This window comes from Micromonospora sp. NPDC049048 (assembly GCF_043197615.1).
Lineage (GTDB): Bacteria > Actinomycetota > Actinomycetes > Mycobacteriales > Micromonosporaceae > Micromonospora.
This window is the reverse complement of record NZ_JBICTM010000014.1, coordinates 16,625-34,048: the sequence shown is the minus strand read 5'-3', so window position 1 is coordinate 34,048 and position 17,424 is coordinate 16,625. Positions and strand designations below refer to the sequence as shown.

Sequence of the window (17,424 nt, the reverse complement as noted above, 5' to 3'; positions counted from 1 at the left end):
GTCACCGTTCGGAAGCGTGTGTCAGATAGGCGCGGGTGATTGGCGCCGCAGGTCGTCCGCCTCGTCCGCCTCGGACGCCGTCGGCGTCGCTGTCGCGCTCCTCGACGGGTAGGCGCGCGCTGAATAGTGGCACCGGGCGTCCGGCCTGGCGCCGATCGGCGTCGGGCCGGACGCGCCGTCGGTGCTGCGCCACTCTCCCGTACGTGCGGGAGGCGTCAGTAGTCGATGTTGATGGCAGCGACTTGGCGGGTGCCGTTGAAGACGATGGCGGGGCCGGCAAAGCGGGAGCTGGAGTAGGTCAGTGCCGTCTTGTGCCCCGGACTGTTGAACCAGGCCTCGATCATCTGCTCCGGTGAGGAGTTGCCCGAGGATGCGAACAGGACCTCATGGCCGCAGTGCTTCATGGTGCCCGCATCCAGGTTCTGCTTCACGCAGACTTCCGCGGCGCGATGCTGCGTCGTGCCGAGCTTGACCTCGGGCAGCCCGAGCGCGCGGCGCCGCTCATTGAGCAGCACCAACAGACGTCGTTCCGCGGCAGACACGCCGCTCGACGAGGCGGTGGACGTGCTGGCCGGCTTGGTCGGTGTCCTTGTCGGCGTCGGCGCCTTGGTCGGCGTCGTTGACCTGGTGGGGGTGGAGGTCGCCCGCGAGCTGGCCTGCGACGCCCCGAGCGCCGTCGGGGAAGGCGACGCGAGGGCGGATTCGGTGGTCTCGGAGGCGGGCGCGGTGATCGGGGTCGAGGGCTGCACGGCCGTCGCGCTCGCCGGCTGTTGCCTCGGCCCGTCCTGGTGGCCGGCGAGGATGATCCCGCCCCCTCCGAGCATGGCGAGGGCCGCGAATGCTCCGACCAGGGACCTGGGCAGGGCCAGGGCCGTGACGCGGGCCTGCTGCCACATCCCGGCGGTCTTCGCGTACGCGCCTGCCGCCGCACCGCCCTGCGATGCGCTGGAGACGGTGTGCGCCTTGTCGGCGATCTTCGAGGCGAGGCCGGCTGGCAGCGGCGTGAGCGCCAGACCGGCCAGCAGCCGCTCGGCCGGAACCAGATCCGACGTGGCGTTCGGGCAGTACGCGCAGGTGCGGACGTGCCGCGCCAACCGCTTGCGCCACACCGGTGCCGGTCGACCGTCCCAGTGGGAGGCCGTGTCGATCAGGCCGGCGCAGCCGGGCCGGGCGACGAGGGCTCGCACCACCAGCCGGGCGGTGTCCAGCTGCGCCTTCATCCGGGCCACGCGCACGGTCACGTGGTGCGGGTCCAGTTGCAGGGCATCGACGAGGTCGGCACGGGAAAGGTGACCGGCCTCGACCAGCCACCACAGGGACAGCAGGTGGCGATGGTCCTCGTCCAGCCAGCGCGTGGCCAGGACGACCTCCCGGCGCTGATCGGACAGGCGAAGCTGGGTCAGGGTCAGATCCTCGAAGTCGGACCCCGGGGCGATCATGTTGTCGATGTCCTCCGGCGGCGCCGGCGTGGTGTTCTGGTGCTGCTTGTAGGCGCGGACCTCGTTCATGGTGACGGCCACCAGCCACGACCGGAACAGCTGCGGATCGCGTACGCCCGCCAACCCCCGCACGACCCGCAACATCGTGTTCTGCACCACGTCGTCGACGTCCGCCGATCGATGTAGCGCCCGGCCCACGATGTTGTACACCAGTGGCAGATAGTGCGAGACCAACTCGTCCATCGCCGCCTGGTCGCCGCGGCGTGCCGCGTCCACCACCGTCGACATGTCGTTCTTGTTCGGGTACGCGTGATGGGTCACGCTCACAACCTCGCCTTCACGAGACGTCCTCGTACAACGTGGAGACTGGCTGGCACCCGTCGAAGTCACACAAACTGGCGTCGTCACCGTCGAAGCGCACCGACAGTACCGGCAACCAGCTCGGCGAACTCGTCCGCAGAAAGAAGGCGGTCGCGGTTGAGAGGTCTCGCAGCGGGGAACATGGGCAGCTTGCATTCGACGCCGCCGCGTCCACGGGCGCCCGAACCGACCGCAGGCTGAGATAGCCCGGGAGCGGCGCAATGGGGCCGCGCTCAGGGCAGGCCCGACCCGACCGACGTCAGCGGAGGGCCGGGCGTGCCCACGGCGACCTTGCGCTCAGGATGACCAGTGGCTCACCTGTCGCTGTTGAGACGGACGATGGCGCCGTTCAGCGCGGTGGCGAAGAGCGTCCACGCGGTGTACGGGGCCAGCGCGGCACCCGCGACGCGATCGGCCCGCGAGGCGCGGCGGAGCAGCACGAAGTTGGAGGCGTTGAGCGCGGCGATCTCGGCCAGCGCGGCGGTGGGCCTGCGGGCCTTGAAGAACAGCGCGCTCCACCCGAAGTTGAGGGCCAGGTTGAGCGCGTAGGCGCGGGTGAACGCGGCGCGGTCGGCTTCACTGGTGCGGTCCAGCACGCGGGCGCCGGCCACCGCGATCAGCGCGTACAGCGGCGTCCACACCAGCGGGAACGCCACGGGCGGCGGCTGCCAGGTCGGCTTGCGCAGCCTCTTGTACCAGCGATTGGAGGTGTCGTTCACCGCCGTGCCGGCCGCAGCCGTAACGGTGACCGCCGCTGCGGTCTTGACCAGGGTAGGTAGGGGCATGGCGTTCAGCTACCCGGCCTGCGCGGGATCAACCGCGCCCGGTCCCCGGGCCGCGAGTGGTGCAGGGGGCGACGACCGCCACGTGACGGCCCAGGACGAGAGGGTCCCGCCAGCACCTCGCGCTCCGCGCGATGATCGGGCTGGCTACATCCAGATGTACTCCTCAGCAATGGCCCCGTCCTGCCACTTTGCCACCGTCACCATCCGGCTGCCGTCATCGAACTCGCCCACCACGCAGGTCCACTCTCCCGATCCGAAACCGATGGGGTGCGACTTGATCTGCGCTGGCTCTCAGGGCGAGGCTACCGGGACCTGCGAAAACCGTCAGGCCAAAGCACGCAGCAGGTTGGATGACCAAGTCGCCGCGCCGCGTACGGGGGGCGTGGGAAGATGGCGACGCGGTGTTCGGGCGCGGCTGTCGTTTCCAGCGCCCGAGCGGGTGTTTCGCATGCACGCGGAGCAGGTGGCATTGCCTTCGGAACTGCGCGGGCCCGTGTCACGGCGACATTCGGCCCGACCGTCATGTCGCTGCGGGCTCAGCTTCTTATTGAATCCCCAACCATTTGTCGAGGAAGCTTCATGGCGCACATCTCGATCATCGGTGCCGGCAAGATGGGACAGGCCATTAACGCCGCTCTCGGCAGGGGTGGCAACACGATCGATCTGCTCGGCAAGAAGGATGCCGACAAGCCGGTCAACGGCGACATCGTCGTGCTCGCCGTGCCCTACCCGGCCGTGGAGCAGGTGCTGGCCCAGCGTCCCGGCCAGCTCGACAACAAGATCGTCGTCGACATCACCAATCCGTTGAACTTCGAAACCTTCGACTCCCTGGTCGTCCCCGCCGATTCCTCGGCGGCCGCGCAGATCGCCGCGAAACTGCCGAACGCCCGACTGCTCAAGGCATTCAACACCACGTTCGCCGGCACCCTCGCCGAGGGAACGGTCGGCCCACTGGCCACCACGGTTCTGATCGCCGGTGACGACGCAGACGCCAAGGCCACCCTCGTGGACGTGGTCACCGCCAGTGGTCTGAGGGCGATCGATGCCGGGTCGCTCAAGCGCGCCCGGGAGATGGAGGCTCTCGGATTCCTGCAGATAAGCCTGGCTTCGAACCAGAAGGTCTCGTGGTCCGGCGGCTTCGGCGTCGTCGACTGAGCGGCAGTTCGCAACTGACTTCATAGGTCGGGCTTACAGGGCCTCGCGCCTTTCACGGCGTGTCGGCGATCCTGGTGACGAGGAAGTCGAGTCGTTCCTCCTGTCCGTCTGCGGGGATGCGTCCGCTCTCCGACAGGACGGCGATGCCGTGCAGCGTGCCCCAGAGGACTTCGGCCCACAGTTCGCGCCGTTTGTTGTCCGGGCGGAAGCAGTTGGCCAACTCGTCGTGGGGCTCTTCATCTTCATCCTGCTGGCGGGAGCGACACCCACCTACTGGGTTGGTTCATGCTGGTCGCCGTCGGCGTACCCACCGGTGACGCACTCATCGTGTGGCGCAGCAACGGGCCCAAGGCCGCCGTCTACGGGATTCACGGAGCCGCCGCCGTGGTGATGCTGGCGATCGGCGTGCTTCTGCTCGTCGCCAAGCCGCGTGTCACTCCGCTTCCGCCGGGTCCGGCGAAGGCCCACAGTAGACCTGGAACAGATCCCGCCCGAAAGGTGTCCAGCCGTGCTCAGCTTCGAGATCACCCCGATAGGTACGGTTCGAAACGACCGGACGGATGTCCAGCACACGGACAACTGGGGTGCCGTCCGCAGCACCATCGTCGTCGACGAGCGCTTCGGCGAGGCGTGCCTCCAAGGGCTGGAGAGCTTCTCCCACGTCGAGGTCCTCTTCGTCTTCGACCAGTTCCCGGAACACGGCGAGTACCGCGAGCCCCGCCCGTACCGCGGCCGTTCCGATCTCCCGCCCGTCGGCGTGTTCGCCGGCCGTGGCCCTCGCAGACCGAACCGCATCGGGGTGACGTGCTGCGCCATCGAATCCGTGCGCGGCCGCGAGTTGACGGTGGTGGGCCTCGACGCGGTCTCGGGCACCCCGGTCGTCGACCTGAAGCCGACAATGACGGAGTTCCTGCCGGTGGACGTCAAGCAGCCGGAATGGGTCAGCCGCCTGATGTCGGAGTACTTCAGGCCGTAATCGGGGCAGGGCCCGTAAGTCATCGTGTGCTACGCCCCCGGCTCGGCGGAACGGCGTGCTGGCCGACCCCCAGCCCGATGCGGGGCTGGTCACGACCACCAGAACCCGCGTCGCCGCCGGAGCGGTCCTGGCACCGGAGGTGCGGACGGCAGCGTTTCGTACGCGGGCTGGTCGCCGTATGCAACAAACCTGCATGCCTCCCCTCTTGCTACGCAGGCAAGCGCTTTCCTACCCTGGTGTTTCATCGATGTTTCGATCCTTGACCGGGCTGAGGGTGCGGACACGAAGCCACCTGCGGTGTCGGGCTGTGAGGGCGGTGCCCTTCGCCGTGCTTACTCCTGAGGAGTCCAACAGTGAGAACCGCAGTGCGACACAAGCTTCTTGCCGGCGGCGCAGCCGTGGTCGCCGCAGCCGCGGTCGCCGCGGCGCTGCCGATGACCCAGGCGTCGGGGGCGTTCGGCGGCCCCGATCCCGCGTCGGTCGGCGCCAACGCGACCAATCTCAGCCTCGGGGCCGGCTCCGACGGTTCCAGCAAGGCCAGCGGCACCAGCTACGGCAACGTGCTCGACGGCAACATGAGCACCTACTGGTCGCCGGTCGGCTCGACCGGTCGTATCTCGATCAAGTGGGGCTCGGCGACCACGGTGGCCTCGATCAACATCAGGGAGGCGGCCGGTGCCGTCGGGGCCATCGGCTCCTGGCGGGTCGTCGACAACGACACCGGCAGCGTCCTGGCCAGCGGCACCGGGGCAGGGGCCATCACCTTCACCGCCACCTCGCTTCGCAAGATCAACTTCGAGATCACCAGTTCGACCGGTACGCCGAGGGTCGCGGAGTTCGAAACGTACGCCTCGGGTGCGACCACCCCGCCGCCGACGACCGGACCCACCACCCCGCCGCCGACCACGCCCCCGCCGTCGAGCAGCACGCTGTACGTGGCACCAACCGGCACCGACGGCGCGGCCGGCACGGAGGCCAACCCGACGACGCTCACCTCCGCGATCACCCGGATCGCCGCTGGCGGCACGATCTACCTGCGCGGCGGCACCTACCGCTACTCGCAGACCGTCACCATCGGCCAGGGCAACAACGGCACGTCGAGCGCGCGCAAGGACATCTTCGCCTACCCGGGCGAGACCCCGATCCTGAACTTCTCGGCCCAGGCTGAGGACCCGGCGAACCGTGGCCTCGCGGTGGGCGGATCGTACTGGCACATCCGCGGCATCATCGTCGAGCGGGCCGGGGACAACGGCATCCTGCTCGCCGGCAACAACAACATCATCGAGCGTACGGTGACCCGCCACAACCGGGACTCGGGGCTCCAGCTCTCGCGACTGGTGGCCGACGCGCCCCGCGACCAGTGGCCCTCCAACAATCTCGTGGTCAGCACCGTGTCGCACGACAACGTCGACTCCGACGGTGAGGACGCCGACGGTTTCGCCCCGAAGCTCACCGTCGGCCCCGGCAACGTCTTCCGCTACACCGTGGCCCACAACAACATCGACGACGGCTACGACCTCTACACGAAGAGCGACACCGGGGCCATCGGCGCGGTGACCATCGAGTCCTCTCTCGCCTACGACAACGGCACCCTGAGCAACGGCGGCCAGGCCGGGGCCGGCGACCGCAACGGCTACAAGCTCGGTGGCGAGGACATCGGGGTCAACCACATCGTCCGGGGCAACATCGCCTACGACAACGGCAAGCACGGATTCACCTACAACCGCAATCTGGGCACCATGCAGGTGTCGAACAACGCCAGCATCGGCAACACCGAACGCAACTTCACCTTCGACGGCGGGTCCTCGGTGTTCCGGAACAACACCTCGTGCGACGGTGGCTCGAACGACAAGATCATCGGCAACTCCGACAGCTCGAACCAGTTCTGGTCCGGCACCAACGGATCCCGGTGCTCCCAGTACTCCGGCGCCCTGGGCTGGTCCTTCGCGTCCGACGGCCGCCTCGTCGTGACCTTCGGCGGCAGGGTCGTCACGCCGTAACGAGCGGTACGACGCCGGCGTCACCGCAGCGGTGACGCCGGCGTCCCGTTTGCCATGCAACGGGGGGCGGGGCCGCCGGTGTCCCGGCGGCCCCGCTCGTGTGACGACTCTCAGACGATCTCCACGCCGTAGACGCTCAGCGCCTCCGTGACCGGCTGGAAGTAGGTGGTTCCGCCGGAGGAGCAGTTGCCGCTGCCACCCGAGGTCAGGCCCAGGGCGGTGCTCCCGCTGAAGAGCGCGCCGCCGCTGTCGCCCGGCTCGGCGCAGACCGTGGTGCGGATCAGCCCGCTGACGCTGCCCTCGGCGTAGTTCACCGTGGCGTCGACCGCCTCGACCGAACCGCCGTGCAGACCGGTGGTGCTGCCGGAGCGCTGCACCGACTGCCCGACGAAGGCGTCGGCCGCGCCGGTGATGTCCCGCGTGGTGCCGTCGTACAGGTCGACGCTGCCGTCGGCGGCGGACGCGTCGGTGTGCTGCACGATGCCGTAGTCGTTGCCGGGGAAGCTGCCGGTGCCGCCGGTGCCGAGCAGGTTGCTCTGCCCGGAGTCGGCGTACCAGTTGGCGGTGATGTCGGTGCAGTGCCCGGCGGTGAGGAAGTAGTGGGTGTCGCCGCTGCGGACGTTGAAGCCGAGCGAGCAACGGCCACCGCCCTCGGCGTAGATGGCCTCACCGCCGGCGGCCCGGATGCTGAGCGTGCCGGCCTCCCGCTGGATGCGGACGGTACCGCCGAGCCGTTCCGCGACGGCCTCGACGCGTGCCAGCTTCGCGCCGGTCACGGTGCTGTCGACGGAGACCACGACCTGGTTGGTCGCCGGATCGGTCCACCAGGCGGTGCCCGGGACCTTCGCGCCGCCGTCCAGCGCGGCGGTGGCCCGGGCCAGGTCGGCCGCGCCGTGGGCGACGAGCTTCGGGGTCGCGCCGGCCGCGCGGACCTTGCGGGCGGCGGCGTCGTCGGTCACGGTGACGACCATGGTGCCGTCGGCCCCTGCGTACGCCCCGCCGGAGCGGTCGCCGAGTGCGGCGGCGAGCGCGGTGGCTTGATCGGGGGATGCGGGCGTAGCGGGTGCTGCCTGAGCGGGACTGCTGGTCAGCGTGCCGACGACCAGCGCGCCAGCCACCGACAGTGCGGTGGCGCGGCGCAGCGATGACCCGGAGAGTCGCATGTGGTACCTCCATGGAGCTGAGCACGGGCCTGCCTTACGGCTGGCCCCGGGCACCCGATCGGTTGGATCAAGCTCATCCGACCGGAGGCGTCGAAGTATTCATAGGTCTCATATTGATTGCAAGAGTGATGGTTGGCCTGACTCCGCCGCTTCTCATACCTTGGGTCCAGACAGCCCGACGAGTGGCGCCTGCGGCGATTAGGGAGTATTCGCCGAGAATTTGCAGGTCAACAGGATCAGGTGCGACCCGCCGGGCAACGTCGGTCACCCGCCCTGACCGGATGGCGGGACAGGACCGGAATATCTCAAACAGGTAACGCCGAGGGTCGTTCCGGCGGTCCGCTGGCACCCTCGCGACGGCAGGGGCGGGCGCTACGGGTGGAGCGCTGTGCGGCCGAACCGGCGCCGGTACTGCGAGGGCGTCAGCCCCGTCTCCGCCAGTCCTGCTGAGGACCGGAGGTCAACAGCACGGGCGGGCCGGCGTATTCGATGCAGATTGCCTGGTGCGCGTAGTAGGCAATGACGACAGCGGCATCACGGGTCGGGTTGTCGATGCCGACGGTGACGCATTCGCCGGTCCGAGTGCCGATGCTGTGCAGGGTGATGCCGCGGTTGTGCCAGTACGGGCGGTCGGAAATCATTTCCGCGTGCCAGGCGGTGAGTTGTCGTTCGGGGTGGTCGGCATCGGCGAGTCGGACGCGCACGGTCGGCACGAGGGCACGAATTGCCTGGTCGACGGCAGGGTCGGAGGGTATTCGGTGCACTATCAGTTCGTTGCCGTCGAGGTTGAGTTCGACCCCGGCATACGTCTGGGGCCAGCTACGAGGGCCGGCCTCGGAGACTGCCGCAGCGGCATCCCCCAGACTGTCCTGATGCGGCCAGTATGAGCGAGCCGGTGCCGCTCCGGGCTGCGGTGGTGTGCCGCTGGGCTGGGCGTTGATGGCGAGCGCCGGCAGGGCCAGCGTGAGTACGGCGAAGACTGGCACGGCCAGGAGTGTGAGCGGGGTGGGCGCACGCATTCAGACCTCCTCGGCGGAGGAGCCGCCTGGCGGTCTAACGATCGAGAGGGCGCAGTGGTTCTGGCTTTTGTGATGACGGCTGCTCCAGTGGCCGGCTGGTACCTGCCACCACGGATGCTGGACCGGTCGTGGTCGATGCTGTACGCGCGCGGCACGCTCCACATGTCGACGACGATGAACACGGTCAGGGTGATCAGCGGGATGGCGCAGCCGACGTTGGCGATGACGGCAGACGATGTCTGGTCAGCGGTGAGCTTGCCGTCGGCGTCCGTCCAACCGCCGTCGTTTCCGATGTTGTCCGGGTCGGTCAACCACATCTACGACGTGGTGGCGTAGCGGTGTTCGTCCCCTGGAGTTTGAGGTCACGCCCCTTCAGAAACCGGTCGGGGGATAGACGCGTCGCCGGCCGGTGGCCGGCGGTGGGTCCGCCTTGGCCACCGGCGTACGGGTGACGACCGGAGGTGGCGCGACGGCCGTCAGGGGCCCTGGGATGCCCAGCTCCTCCACCACGCGGATGTGCCCCGCCGGTACCGCTGCCCTGGTCTGGAAGTTGTTCGGGTTGCCGCTCTTGTCCTGGCGCCACTGGTCGTTGCCGTCGACGGTCGCCTTCAGCAGGTCGAAGGCGAGGACGAGGCCACCCTCGTCGGCGACGTCGCGCAGGGTGGGCTCGTTGCGTTTCATCCCCATGGCCCACTCGGTGTGCTGCCGGGCATAGGACAACGCCAGCTCGAAGTCGAGGGTGACGGTGTTCCAGCCCTGGTCCTTGCTCTCGCTGGCGATGTCGTGCTTCTCCCAGCGCTTGCAGCCGATGGCGCTGCCGGCCTTGCTCGGGGTCAGGCCCGTGGCCTGGATGCCGCCGCCGTAGTAGTTGCACCGGTTGGTGCCGTGATAGAAGCGGTACACGTCCGCGGGCGGCCGGTCCTGTGCCGGGTTCGCCAACCGCCACAGCCCTTGCTGCCGCCCGTTGTACGTCTGAAGTGCCTCCGCGTCGCTCGCGTTCACGCCGAGGCGTTCGAACGCCGTGGCCGACCGGTACAGGATCAGCTTGTCGGCGACGTTGGCGAGCCCCGGTGCGGCGTACTTCGTGGACAGGACGATGGTGTTCATGGTGGGCAGGTAGTCGCTGCCGACGGGCGTGTCGAGAAGTGTGACGGTCAGCGGCGTGCCGCGGGCGGTGTCGATGGCTCCCACCACGTCGGCGAGCACCTGATGGGTCGCGCACAGGTACGCCAGCCGCGCGGTCAGCGCCTGATGCGGGTGCGGAGCCGGTAGCTGGGCCGGTGCGGGGGATGCCTCGTTCGGCTGCATTCCGTGACGCTAGGCGAGGCGATCGCGGAGCGTCATGGTCAAGTCACCAATCGGACGCGAACCGGCGTACGTTTCACGTCTCCACACGAGACCGGGGGCCGGCACCCACCTGAGGCGGGTGCCGGCCCCCGGCCGGGAACTTCCGACCGTCAGACCCGGCGGAGCCAGAAGGTGAGGCCGGCCGACTCGTCGGTGAACGGGCGGGGGTCCGGCCAGGACGGCTCCCCCTCGGCGCAGTCGCTGGCCAGCACCTCGTCGGCCACCAGGTCGCGGTGCTCCGCGAGCGCCAGGGCCGTCTCCTCCCGCGTGGTGGTGTACCGCAGCGCGATCCGGTCGGTCACCTCCAGCCCGGAGGCCTTGCGGGCCTCCTGGATCTGCCGGATCGCGTCCCGGGCCACCCCGGCCCGGCGCAGCTCGGGCGTCAGGTGCAGGTCCAGCGCCACGGTGGCGCCGGCGTCGCTGGCCACAGCCCAGCCCTCGCGGGGCGTCTCGACGACGACGACCTCGTCCGGCGCGAGGGTGACCGGCTCGTCGCCGACCAGCACCGTCGCCGTGCCCGACTCGCGCAGGGAGTCCCGCAGCGCCGCCGCGTCCGCCGCCGCGATCGCCTTGGCCACCTGCTGTACGGCCTTGCCGAACCGCTTGCCGAGGGCCCGGAAGTTGGCCTTGGCCGTGGTGTCCACCAGCGAGCGGCCGGCGTCGCCCACCGCGTCGACCGACCCGATGTTCAGCTCGGCGGCGATCTCGGCCAGCAGGTCGGCGGGCAGTTCCTCGAAGCCCTGCGCCGAGGCCAGCGCCCGGGACAGCGGCTGCCGGACCTTCATTCCCGAGTCGGCCCGTGCCGCCCGGCCCAGCTCGACGAGCCGACGCGCGAGCGCCATCTGCCGCGACAGCGCCGGGTCGATCAGCGACTCGTCCGCGACCGGGTACGACGCCAGGTGCACCGACGGCGGGGCGTCCGGGGTGACCGGCACGATCATGTCCTGCCAGACCCGCTCGGTGATGAACGGCGTGAGCGGGGCCAGCAGCAGGGTGACGGTGCCGAGCACCTCGTGCAGGGTGGCCAGGGCAGCCGGGTCGCCCCGCCAGAACCGCCGCCGGCTGCGCCGCACGTACCAGTTGGAGAGGTCGTCGACGAACGCGGCCAGCAGCCGCCCCGCCTGGTGGGTGTCGAACGCGGCCAGCGCGTCGTCGACCGCCCGGACCAGCAGGTTCACCTCGGAGAGCAGCCAGCGGTCCAGCACCGGCCGGTCCGCCGGGGCCGGGTCGGTCTCGGACGGCGACCAGCCGGCGGTACGGCCGTACAGGGCCTGGAACGCCACGGTGTTCCAGTAGGTGAGCAGGACCTTCCGCACCACCTCCTGCAGCGCGGTGTGCCCGACCCGCCGGGCCGACCACGGCGAGCCGACGGCCGCCATGAACCAGCGCACCGCGTCCGCGCCGTGCTGCTCCATCAGCGGGACCGGTTCGAGGATGTTGCCGAGGTGCTTGGACATCTTCCGGCCGTCCTCGGCCAGGATGTGCCCCAGGCAGACGACGTTCTCGTACGACGACCGGTCGAAGACGAGCGTGCCCACGGCCATCAGGGTGTAGAACCAGCCACGCGTCTGGTCGATGGCCTCACAGATGAACTGTGCCGGGTACCGGCTCTCGAAGAGCTCGACGTTCTTGTACGGGTAGCCGTACTGGGCGAACGGCATCGAGCCGGAGTCGTACCAGGCGTCGATGACCTCGGGGACCCGCCGGGCGGTGGTGCCGCAGTGACAGGCGAAGGTGACCTCGTCGATGAACGGCCGGTGGGGGTCGAGCCCGGTCACGTCCGAGCCGGTCAGCTCGCTCAGCTCGGCCAGCGAGCCGACGCAGGTCAGGTGCCCCTCCTCGCACCGCCAGATCGGCAGCGGGGTGCCCCAGTAGCGACGCCGGGACAGCGCCCAGTCGACGTTGTTGTTCAGCCAGTCGCCGTACCGGCCGTACTTGACCGTGGCGGGGTGCCAGGTGGTGCGGTCGTTCTCGCGCAGCAGCGCGTCCCGCACCTCGGTCGTGCGGACGTACCAGGAGGGCTGGGCGTAGTAGATCAGCGCGGTGTGGCAGCGCCAGCAGTGCGGGTAGCTGTGCTCGTACGGGACGTTGCGGAAGAGCAGCCCACGGGCGGTCAGGTCGTCGACGAGCGGCCCGTCGGCCTCCTTGAAGAAGAGCCCGCCGACCAGGGGCAGGTCCGCCTCGAACCGGCCGTCGGGGCGCACCGGGTTGACCATGGGCAGCCCGTACGCCCGGCAGCTCGCGAGGTCGTCGGCGCCGAAGGCCGGGGCCTGGTGGACCAGACCCGAGCCGCTGTCCGTGGTCACGTAGGAGGCCAGCACCACGATGTGCGCGTCGGGCACGTCGACCAGGTCGAACGGCGGCTGGTACCGCCACCGTTCGAGCTCCGCGCCCTTGAACGACTCGCCGGTGAGGTCCCAGCCGTCACCGAGCACCTGGGCCAGCAGCGGCTCGGCCACCACCAGCTGCTCGTCGCCGTCGGTCGCCACCACGTACGTCACGTCGGGGTGCACGGCCACCGCGACGTTCGACACCAGGGTCCACGGCGTGGTGGTCCAGGCCAGCAGCGACGCGCGACCGGCCAGCGGCCCGGAGACGAGCGGGAAGCGGACGAACACCGACGGGTCGACGACGGTCTCGTAGCCCTGGGCGAGTTCGTGGTCGGAGAGGCCGGTCTCGTCCCGGGGGCACCACGGCGCGACCCGGAAGTCCTCCACCAGCAGGCCCTTGTCGAAGATCTGCTTCAGCGACCACCAGACGGACTCGATGTACTCCGGGTCCATCGTGCGGTACGCGGCGTCCATGTCGACCCAGTAGCCCATCCGTTCGGTGAGCTGGGCGAAGGCGTCGGTGTGCCGGGTGACCGACTCACGGCAGCGGGCGTTGAACTCGGCGATGCCGTACCGCTCGATGTCCTGCTTGCCGGTGAAGCCGAGCTCCTTCTCGACGGCGAGTTCCACCGGCAGGCCGTGGCAGTCCCAGCCCGCCTTCCGCGCGACGTGGAAGCCCTTCATGGTCTTGTAGCGGGGGAAGAGGTCCTTGAAGACCCGGGCCTCGATGTGGTGGGCGCCGGGCATGCCGTTGGCGGTCGGCGGCCCCTCGTAGAACACCCACTCCGGGCGGCCGCTGGACTGCTCCAGACTGCGCGCGAAGATGCTGTTGGCGTGCCAGAAGTGCAGGATCTCGCGATCGAGTTCGGGCAGATCCACCTGGGTCGGTACGCTGCGGTACATCGCTCCTCCGTCGGGCGTCTGTTGATGCTCCGGCGGAGGGACGAGGCCGTACGGCCCCGCGGTACCACCCTCCTTGGCCGCGTTGCGGCCCGCTCGTTTGGGCTGCGGTCGGTTCTACTCGGCCGGTTGGCCTTTCCTCCGACGGCTCCGGGGTGATCTTCCCGCCGCGCAACGCCCTCGGGCTTCCACCATCCCCGAGTCGCTCGCGGCTGCGTGCGACGGTACTCGTCCCCATCTGCGCCTTGCGCCGCCATGTTAGCCCACCCGCGGGCCGGCCGGACCGACTCGGGTACGGCGGCCCGGAACCGCCCCCGCCACCCGGTTCGTCAGGCCGGCACCGGCTGGTCGAACTGGGTGCGGTACAGCTCGGCGTACCGGCCGCCCCGGGCCAGCAGGTCGGGGTGCCGGCCGCGTTCCACGATCCGGCCCTGCTCCAGCACGAGGATCTGGTCGGCGGAGCGGATCGTGGAGAGCCGGTGCGCGATCACCACGCTGGTCCGCCCGGTCAGCGCCTCGGCAAGCGCCGCCTGCACCGCCGCCTCGGACGTCGAGTCGAGGTGCGCCGTGGCCTCGTCGAGGATCACCACACGCGGGCGCGAGAGCAGCAGCCGGGCGATGGTGAGCCGCTGGCGTTCGCCCCCGGAGAGGCGGTACCCCCGCTCGCCCACGACCGTCTCCAGGCCGTCGGGCAGCGAACGGATCAGGTCGGCCAACCGCGCCCGGTGCAGCACGTCCCACAGCTCGTCCTCGCCCGCGTCCGGCCGGGCGTAGAGCAGGTTGGCGCGGATCGTGTCGTGCAGCAGGTGGCCGTCCTGGGTGACCACCCCGAGGGCGTCCCGGATCGAGTCGCCGGTCAGGTCCCGCACGTCCCGCCCGGAGAGGCGGACGGCGCCCGCCTCGACGTCGTACAGCCGGGGCAGCAGTTGCGCGATGGTGGACTTGCCGGCGCCCGACGAGCCGACCAGGGCGACCATCTGCCCGGGCTCGGCGTGGAACGAGATCCCGTGCAGCACCTCCTCGCCGCCACGGGTGTCGAGCTTCGCGACGTCCTCCAGCGAGGCCAGGGAGACCTTCTCCGCCGACGGGTAGCCGAAGCGCACGTCGTCGAACTCGACCGCCACCGGCCCGTCGGGCAGCGGCCGGGCGTCCGGCCTGTCCTCGATCATCGGCTTGAGGTCCAGGATCTCGAAGACCCGCTCGAAGCTGACCAGCGCGCTCATGATCTCCACCCGCGCGCTGGCGAGCGAGGTCAGCGGCGCGTACAGGCGGGACAGCAGCAGGGCGAGCGCGACCACCGCGCCGGCGTCGAGCTGCCCCCGGATGGTGTACACGCCGCCCAGGCCGTACACCAGGGCCAGCGCGAGGGAACCGACCACCGTGAGGGCCGTGATGAAGACGGTCTGCAACATGGCGGTACGGACGCCGATGTCGCGCACGCGCCGGGCGCGGACGGCGAACTCGGCCGACTCCTCCGCCGGCCGCCCGTAGAGCTTGACCAGGGTGGCGCCGGGCGCGGAGAACTTCTCGGTCATCCGGGTGCTCATCGCCGCGTTCAGGTCGGCGGCCTCCCGTTCGAGGCGGGCCAGCCGGCGGCCCATCCGGCGGGCGGGCAGCACGAAGACGGGCAGCAGCAACAGCGCCAGCAGCGTGATCTGCCAGGAGAAGGTCAGCATCACCGCGAGCGTGAGGAGCAGCGTCACCGCGTTGCCGACCACGCCCGAGAGCGTGTCGCTGAACGCCTGCTGCGCCCCGATCACGTCGTTGTTGAGCCGCGAGACCAGGGCGCCGGTGCGGGTACGCGTGAAGAACGCGACGGGCATCCGCTGCACGTGGTCGAAGACGGCGGTCCGCAGGTCGACGATCAGGCCCTCGCCGATCCGCGCCGAGAGGTAACGGGTGAGCAGTCCGAGGCCGGCCTCGGCGAGCGCGATCACGGCGATCGCCACGGCCAGCCGTACCACCGTCGAGGTGTCGGTGCCGGACACGATGGCGTCGACCACCCGCCCGGCCAGCACCGGCGCGGCCACGGTCAGCACCGCCGCCACGACGCTGCCCGCCAGGAACCACCCGAGCAGGCGGCGGTGCGGGCGGGCGAAGCCGCCGATCCGCTTGAGGGTCGCCCTGGAGAAGGGCCGCTGGTCGCGCTGGTGCATCGCGTGGTGCAGGGACATCCAGGCGGTGACTTCCATGCTCATGCGGCGAACCTAGGACCTGGAGCGAGGTTGAGGTCAAGCCGTTTCCCCGTGCGGGCACCGGGACGCGGGCGGCGGTGGGCACCTTCCGACACGCCGTGCGCCGCGGGGTTGCCCGCTCGCGGACAGGGCCGCCTGGCGATACCCTGCGTGCTGCACCCGTCACGCCGTCGTCGTTCGAGAGGAACCCGTCGTGAACCGTGAGCCGGTCGCGGAACCGTCCTTCGCCAGCGAAGGAGCCGAGCCGATGCCCTGGTCGCGGGCGCACGAGCGGCTGACGGAGGCGGGAGAGTTCTTCCTGTCCACCGTCCGTCCGGACGGCCGACCGCACGCCGTGCCGTTGCTGGCCATGTGGCTCGACGACGGCATGTACTTCTGCTCCAGCGGGTCCGCCCACAAGGTCGGCAACCTCGCCGCCAACCCGCACTGCGTCCTGACCGTCGGCAGCCCCGAACTGGACCTGTCGATCGAGGGCACGGCGTCGCGGATCAGCGACCCGGCGACGCTGCGGCGCGTCGCCGAGGCCTACGGGAAGAAGTACGGCTGGGAGGTGACCCCGGTCGACGGCGGGATCGACGGCGACGGGATCGGTCCGTCGCCGTACGTCGTCTTCCGGGTGACCCCGGCCAAGGTGGTCGGCATGGACAAGGGATCCGGCTTCAGCGCCACCCGCTGGAGGTTCGACTGACGAGAGCGGTCCGGCGCGTCGGCCGGGCACCCCGGCTGGGCGCGGTGGCGAGATGCGGCGGCGGCCAGCGTCGGCCGCGGAGGGCGGCCGCGCACGGTGGCGGCGAAGCAGCCCGGGGCGCCGGTCGACCCTGGGAGGCGCGGTCGTCGGGTTGATATCCTCGCCGGACCGGCCCACCTGACCGGTGCGGACCCCGCTCCGCTCGTCACCGCTGCCCCGAGCGCGGCCGACGGCGACCCGGAGCAGCTCAGGACAGTCGAGAGCCGAGGCGATGATGACCACCTTCAGTTGGTCGGAGCTTCGGCGCCGGCCCGTCTACGAGGACGACCAACTGCTCGTCCTCGACAAGCCGCCGGGCATCTCCGTGATGGGTGAGCGGCACGCCGACTCCCTGACCGACCTGGCCGCCGCCGCCGGGGAGCCGGTGCACTGGGTGCACCGCATCGACAAGGTCACCTCCGGGCTGCTGCTGCTGGCCAGGACGCCGTCGGCGCACGCGTCGCTGACCCGGCAGTTCGCCGACCGGGGCGCGGACAAGCGCTACCTCGCCTGGGTCGAGGGGGCACGGCTGCCCGACCGGGGCACCATCGACCTGCCGCTGCGGCCGGGTCGCAAGGGCACCATCCGGATCGCGGGAGAACGCGAGGCCATCCGCTACGACGCCGACCGCCGCCGCTTCGAGCTGCCGGAGTCGGCCGTCGACCGGTCCAAGCCGTCCTACGAGTCGCGTACCGAGTTCGCCACGGCGCTGGTCAGCGGCGACCGTACGCTGCTGGCGCTCAAGCCGGTCACCGGGCGGCGCCACCAGATCCGCGTCCACCTGGCGTGGCTGGGCTTCCCGATCGTCGGTGACCCGCTGTTCCACCGGGGGCAGGCGGAGCAGCGGACGTACCTGCACTCCTGGGGCTGCGAGATCACCTGCGACTGGCGGGACGAGCCGCGTACCCGGTTCTGGGCCCCGCCCGGCGAGGAGTTCCTCGACGCCTTCGCCGACGGCCGCAAGCCCCGACTCGACGACGCCCTCGAGGCGCTCGCCGGCTGACCGGCGCGCCCCCCGCCGGGTGCCC

General features: G+C 70.4%; 14 protein-coding genes and 1 pseudogene. 7 read left to right on the top strand and 8 right to left on the bottom strand.

Translation table 11 applies throughout. The features are described 5' to 3' along the window. Positions 1–215: 215 nt before the first annotated feature. Complete coding sequence (locus ACGFIG_RS29725; protein WP_393008529.1) at positions 216–1,847, bottom strand: sigma-70 family RNA polymerase sigma factor; 1,632 nt, start codon at positions 1,845–1,847, stop codon at positions 216–218. A 266-nt stretch (positions 1,848–2,113) separates the two neighbouring features. Further along, positions 2,114–2,584 (bottom strand): TspO/MBR family protein, encoded by a 471-nt coding sequence (locus ACGFIG_RS29720; RefSeq protein WP_393008527.1) that lies wholly within the window; start codon positions 2,582–2,584, stop codon positions 2,114–2,116. A 579-nt stretch (positions 2,585–3,163) separates the two neighbouring features. Here ACGFIG_RS29720 and ACGFIG_RS29715 point away from each other — a divergent pair. Continuing rightward, positions 3,164–3,739 carry an NADPH-dependent F420 reductase gene (locus ACGFIG_RS29715; RefSeq protein WP_393008525.1) on the top strand — a complete coding sequence of 192 codons (576 nt, stop codon included), beginning with the start codon at positions 3,164–3,166 and terminating at the stop codon, positions 3,737–3,739. A 52-nt stretch (positions 3,740–3,791) separates the two neighbouring features. On the opposite strand, the gene ACGFIG_RS29710 is transcribed toward ACGFIG_RS29715, so the two are convergent. Then, positions 3,792–3,959 (bottom strand): hypothetical protein, encoded by a 168-nt coding sequence (locus ACGFIG_RS29710; RefSeq protein WP_393008523.1) that lies wholly within the window; start codon positions 3,957–3,959, stop codon positions 3,792–3,794. Between the two features lie 65 nt (positions 3,960–4,024). On the opposite strand from ACGFIG_RS29710, the pseudogene ACGFIG_RS29705 reads away from it, so the two are divergent. The 3 genes and pseudogenes from ACGFIG_RS29705 to ACGFIG_RS29695 form a co-directional block, all read left to right on the top strand. Then, positions 4,025–4,093, top strand: a pseudogene (locus tag ACGFIG_RS29705) (hypothetical protein); the annotation flags it as partial. A gap of 154 nt (positions 4,094–4,247) precedes the next feature. Continuing rightward, complete coding sequence (locus ACGFIG_RS29700; RefSeq protein ID WP_393008521.1) at positions 4,248–4,715, top strand: SAM-dependent methyltransferase; 468 nt, start codon at positions 4,248–4,250, stop codon at positions 4,713–4,715. Positions 4,716–5,068: 353 nt separating this feature from the next. Beyond that, entirely contained in the window at positions 5,069–6,715 is a 1,647-nt protein-coding gene (locus tag ACGFIG_RS29695) for a cellulose-binding protein (RefSeq protein WP_393008519.1), read from the top strand. Between the two features lie 110 nt (positions 6,716–6,825). Here the strand turns inward: ACGFIG_RS29695 and ACGFIG_RS29690 are convergent, their stop codons facing one another. Both ACGFIG_RS29690 and ACGFIG_RS29685 read right to left on the bottom strand, forming a co-directional pair. Beyond that, positions 6,826–7,878 carry a S1 family peptidase gene (locus tag ACGFIG_RS29690; protein ID WP_393008517.1) on the bottom strand — a complete coding sequence of 351 codons (1,053 nt, stop codon included), beginning with the start codon at positions 7,876–7,878 and terminating at the stop codon, positions 6,826–6,828. A gap of 422 nt (positions 7,879–8,300) precedes the next feature. Continuing rightward, positions 8,301–8,864, bottom strand: a complete 564-nt coding sequence (locus ACGFIG_RS29685) for a hypothetical protein (protein WP_393008515.1) — start codon at positions 8,862–8,864, stop codon at positions 8,301–8,303. 87 nt (positions 8,865–8,951) lie between these two features. Between ACGFIG_RS29685 and ACGFIG_RS29680 the strand changes: the two genes are divergently transcribed. Then, positions 8,952–9,233, top strand: coding sequence for a hypothetical protein (locus ACGFIG_RS29680; RefSeq protein WP_393008514.1), 282 nt, complete (start codon positions 8,952–8,954; stop codon positions 9,231–9,233). A 36-nt stretch (positions 9,234–9,269) separates the two neighbouring features. Here ACGFIG_RS29680 and ACGFIG_RS29675 read toward each other — a convergent pair whose 3' ends face one another. The 3 genes from ACGFIG_RS29675 to ACGFIG_RS29665 all read right to left on the bottom strand — a co-directional run bounded on the left by ACGFIG_RS29675 (position 9,270) and on the right by ACGFIG_RS29665 (position 15,672). Then, the gene (locus ACGFIG_RS29675; protein ID WP_393008512.1) at positions 9,270–10,205 is read right to left on the bottom strand and encodes a hypothetical protein; all 936 of its coding nucleotides are present in this window, start codon (positions 10,203–10,205) and stop codon (positions 9,270–9,272) included. A gap of 149 nt (positions 10,206–10,354) precedes the next feature. Further along, entirely contained in the window at positions 10,355–13,477 is a 3,123-nt protein-coding gene (ileS, locus tag ACGFIG_RS29670; protein ID WP_393008510.1) for an isoleucine--tRNA ligase, read from the bottom strand. Between the two features lie 326 nt (positions 13,478–13,803). Then, positions 13,804–15,672, bottom strand: a complete 1,869-nt coding sequence (locus ACGFIG_RS29665; RefSeq protein WP_393008508.1) for an ABC transporter ATP-binding protein — start codon at positions 15,670–15,672, stop codon at positions 13,804–13,806. 190 nt (positions 15,673–15,862) lie between these two features. Between ACGFIG_RS29665 and ACGFIG_RS29660 the strand changes: the two genes are divergently transcribed. Then, positions 15,863–16,357, top strand: a complete 495-nt coding sequence (locus ACGFIG_RS29660) for a pyridoxamine 5'-phosphate oxidase family protein (protein ID WP_393008506.1) — start codon at positions 15,863–15,865, stop codon at positions 16,355–16,357. 274 nt (positions 16,358–16,631) lie between these two features. Continuing rightward, on the top strand, positions 16,632–17,399 hold the full coding sequence (locus tag ACGFIG_RS29655) for an RluA family pseudouridine synthase (RefSeq protein ID WP_393008504.1): 768 nt from the start codon (positions 16,632–16,634) through the stop codon (positions 17,397–17,399). Positions 17,400–17,424 lie beyond the last annotated feature (25 nt).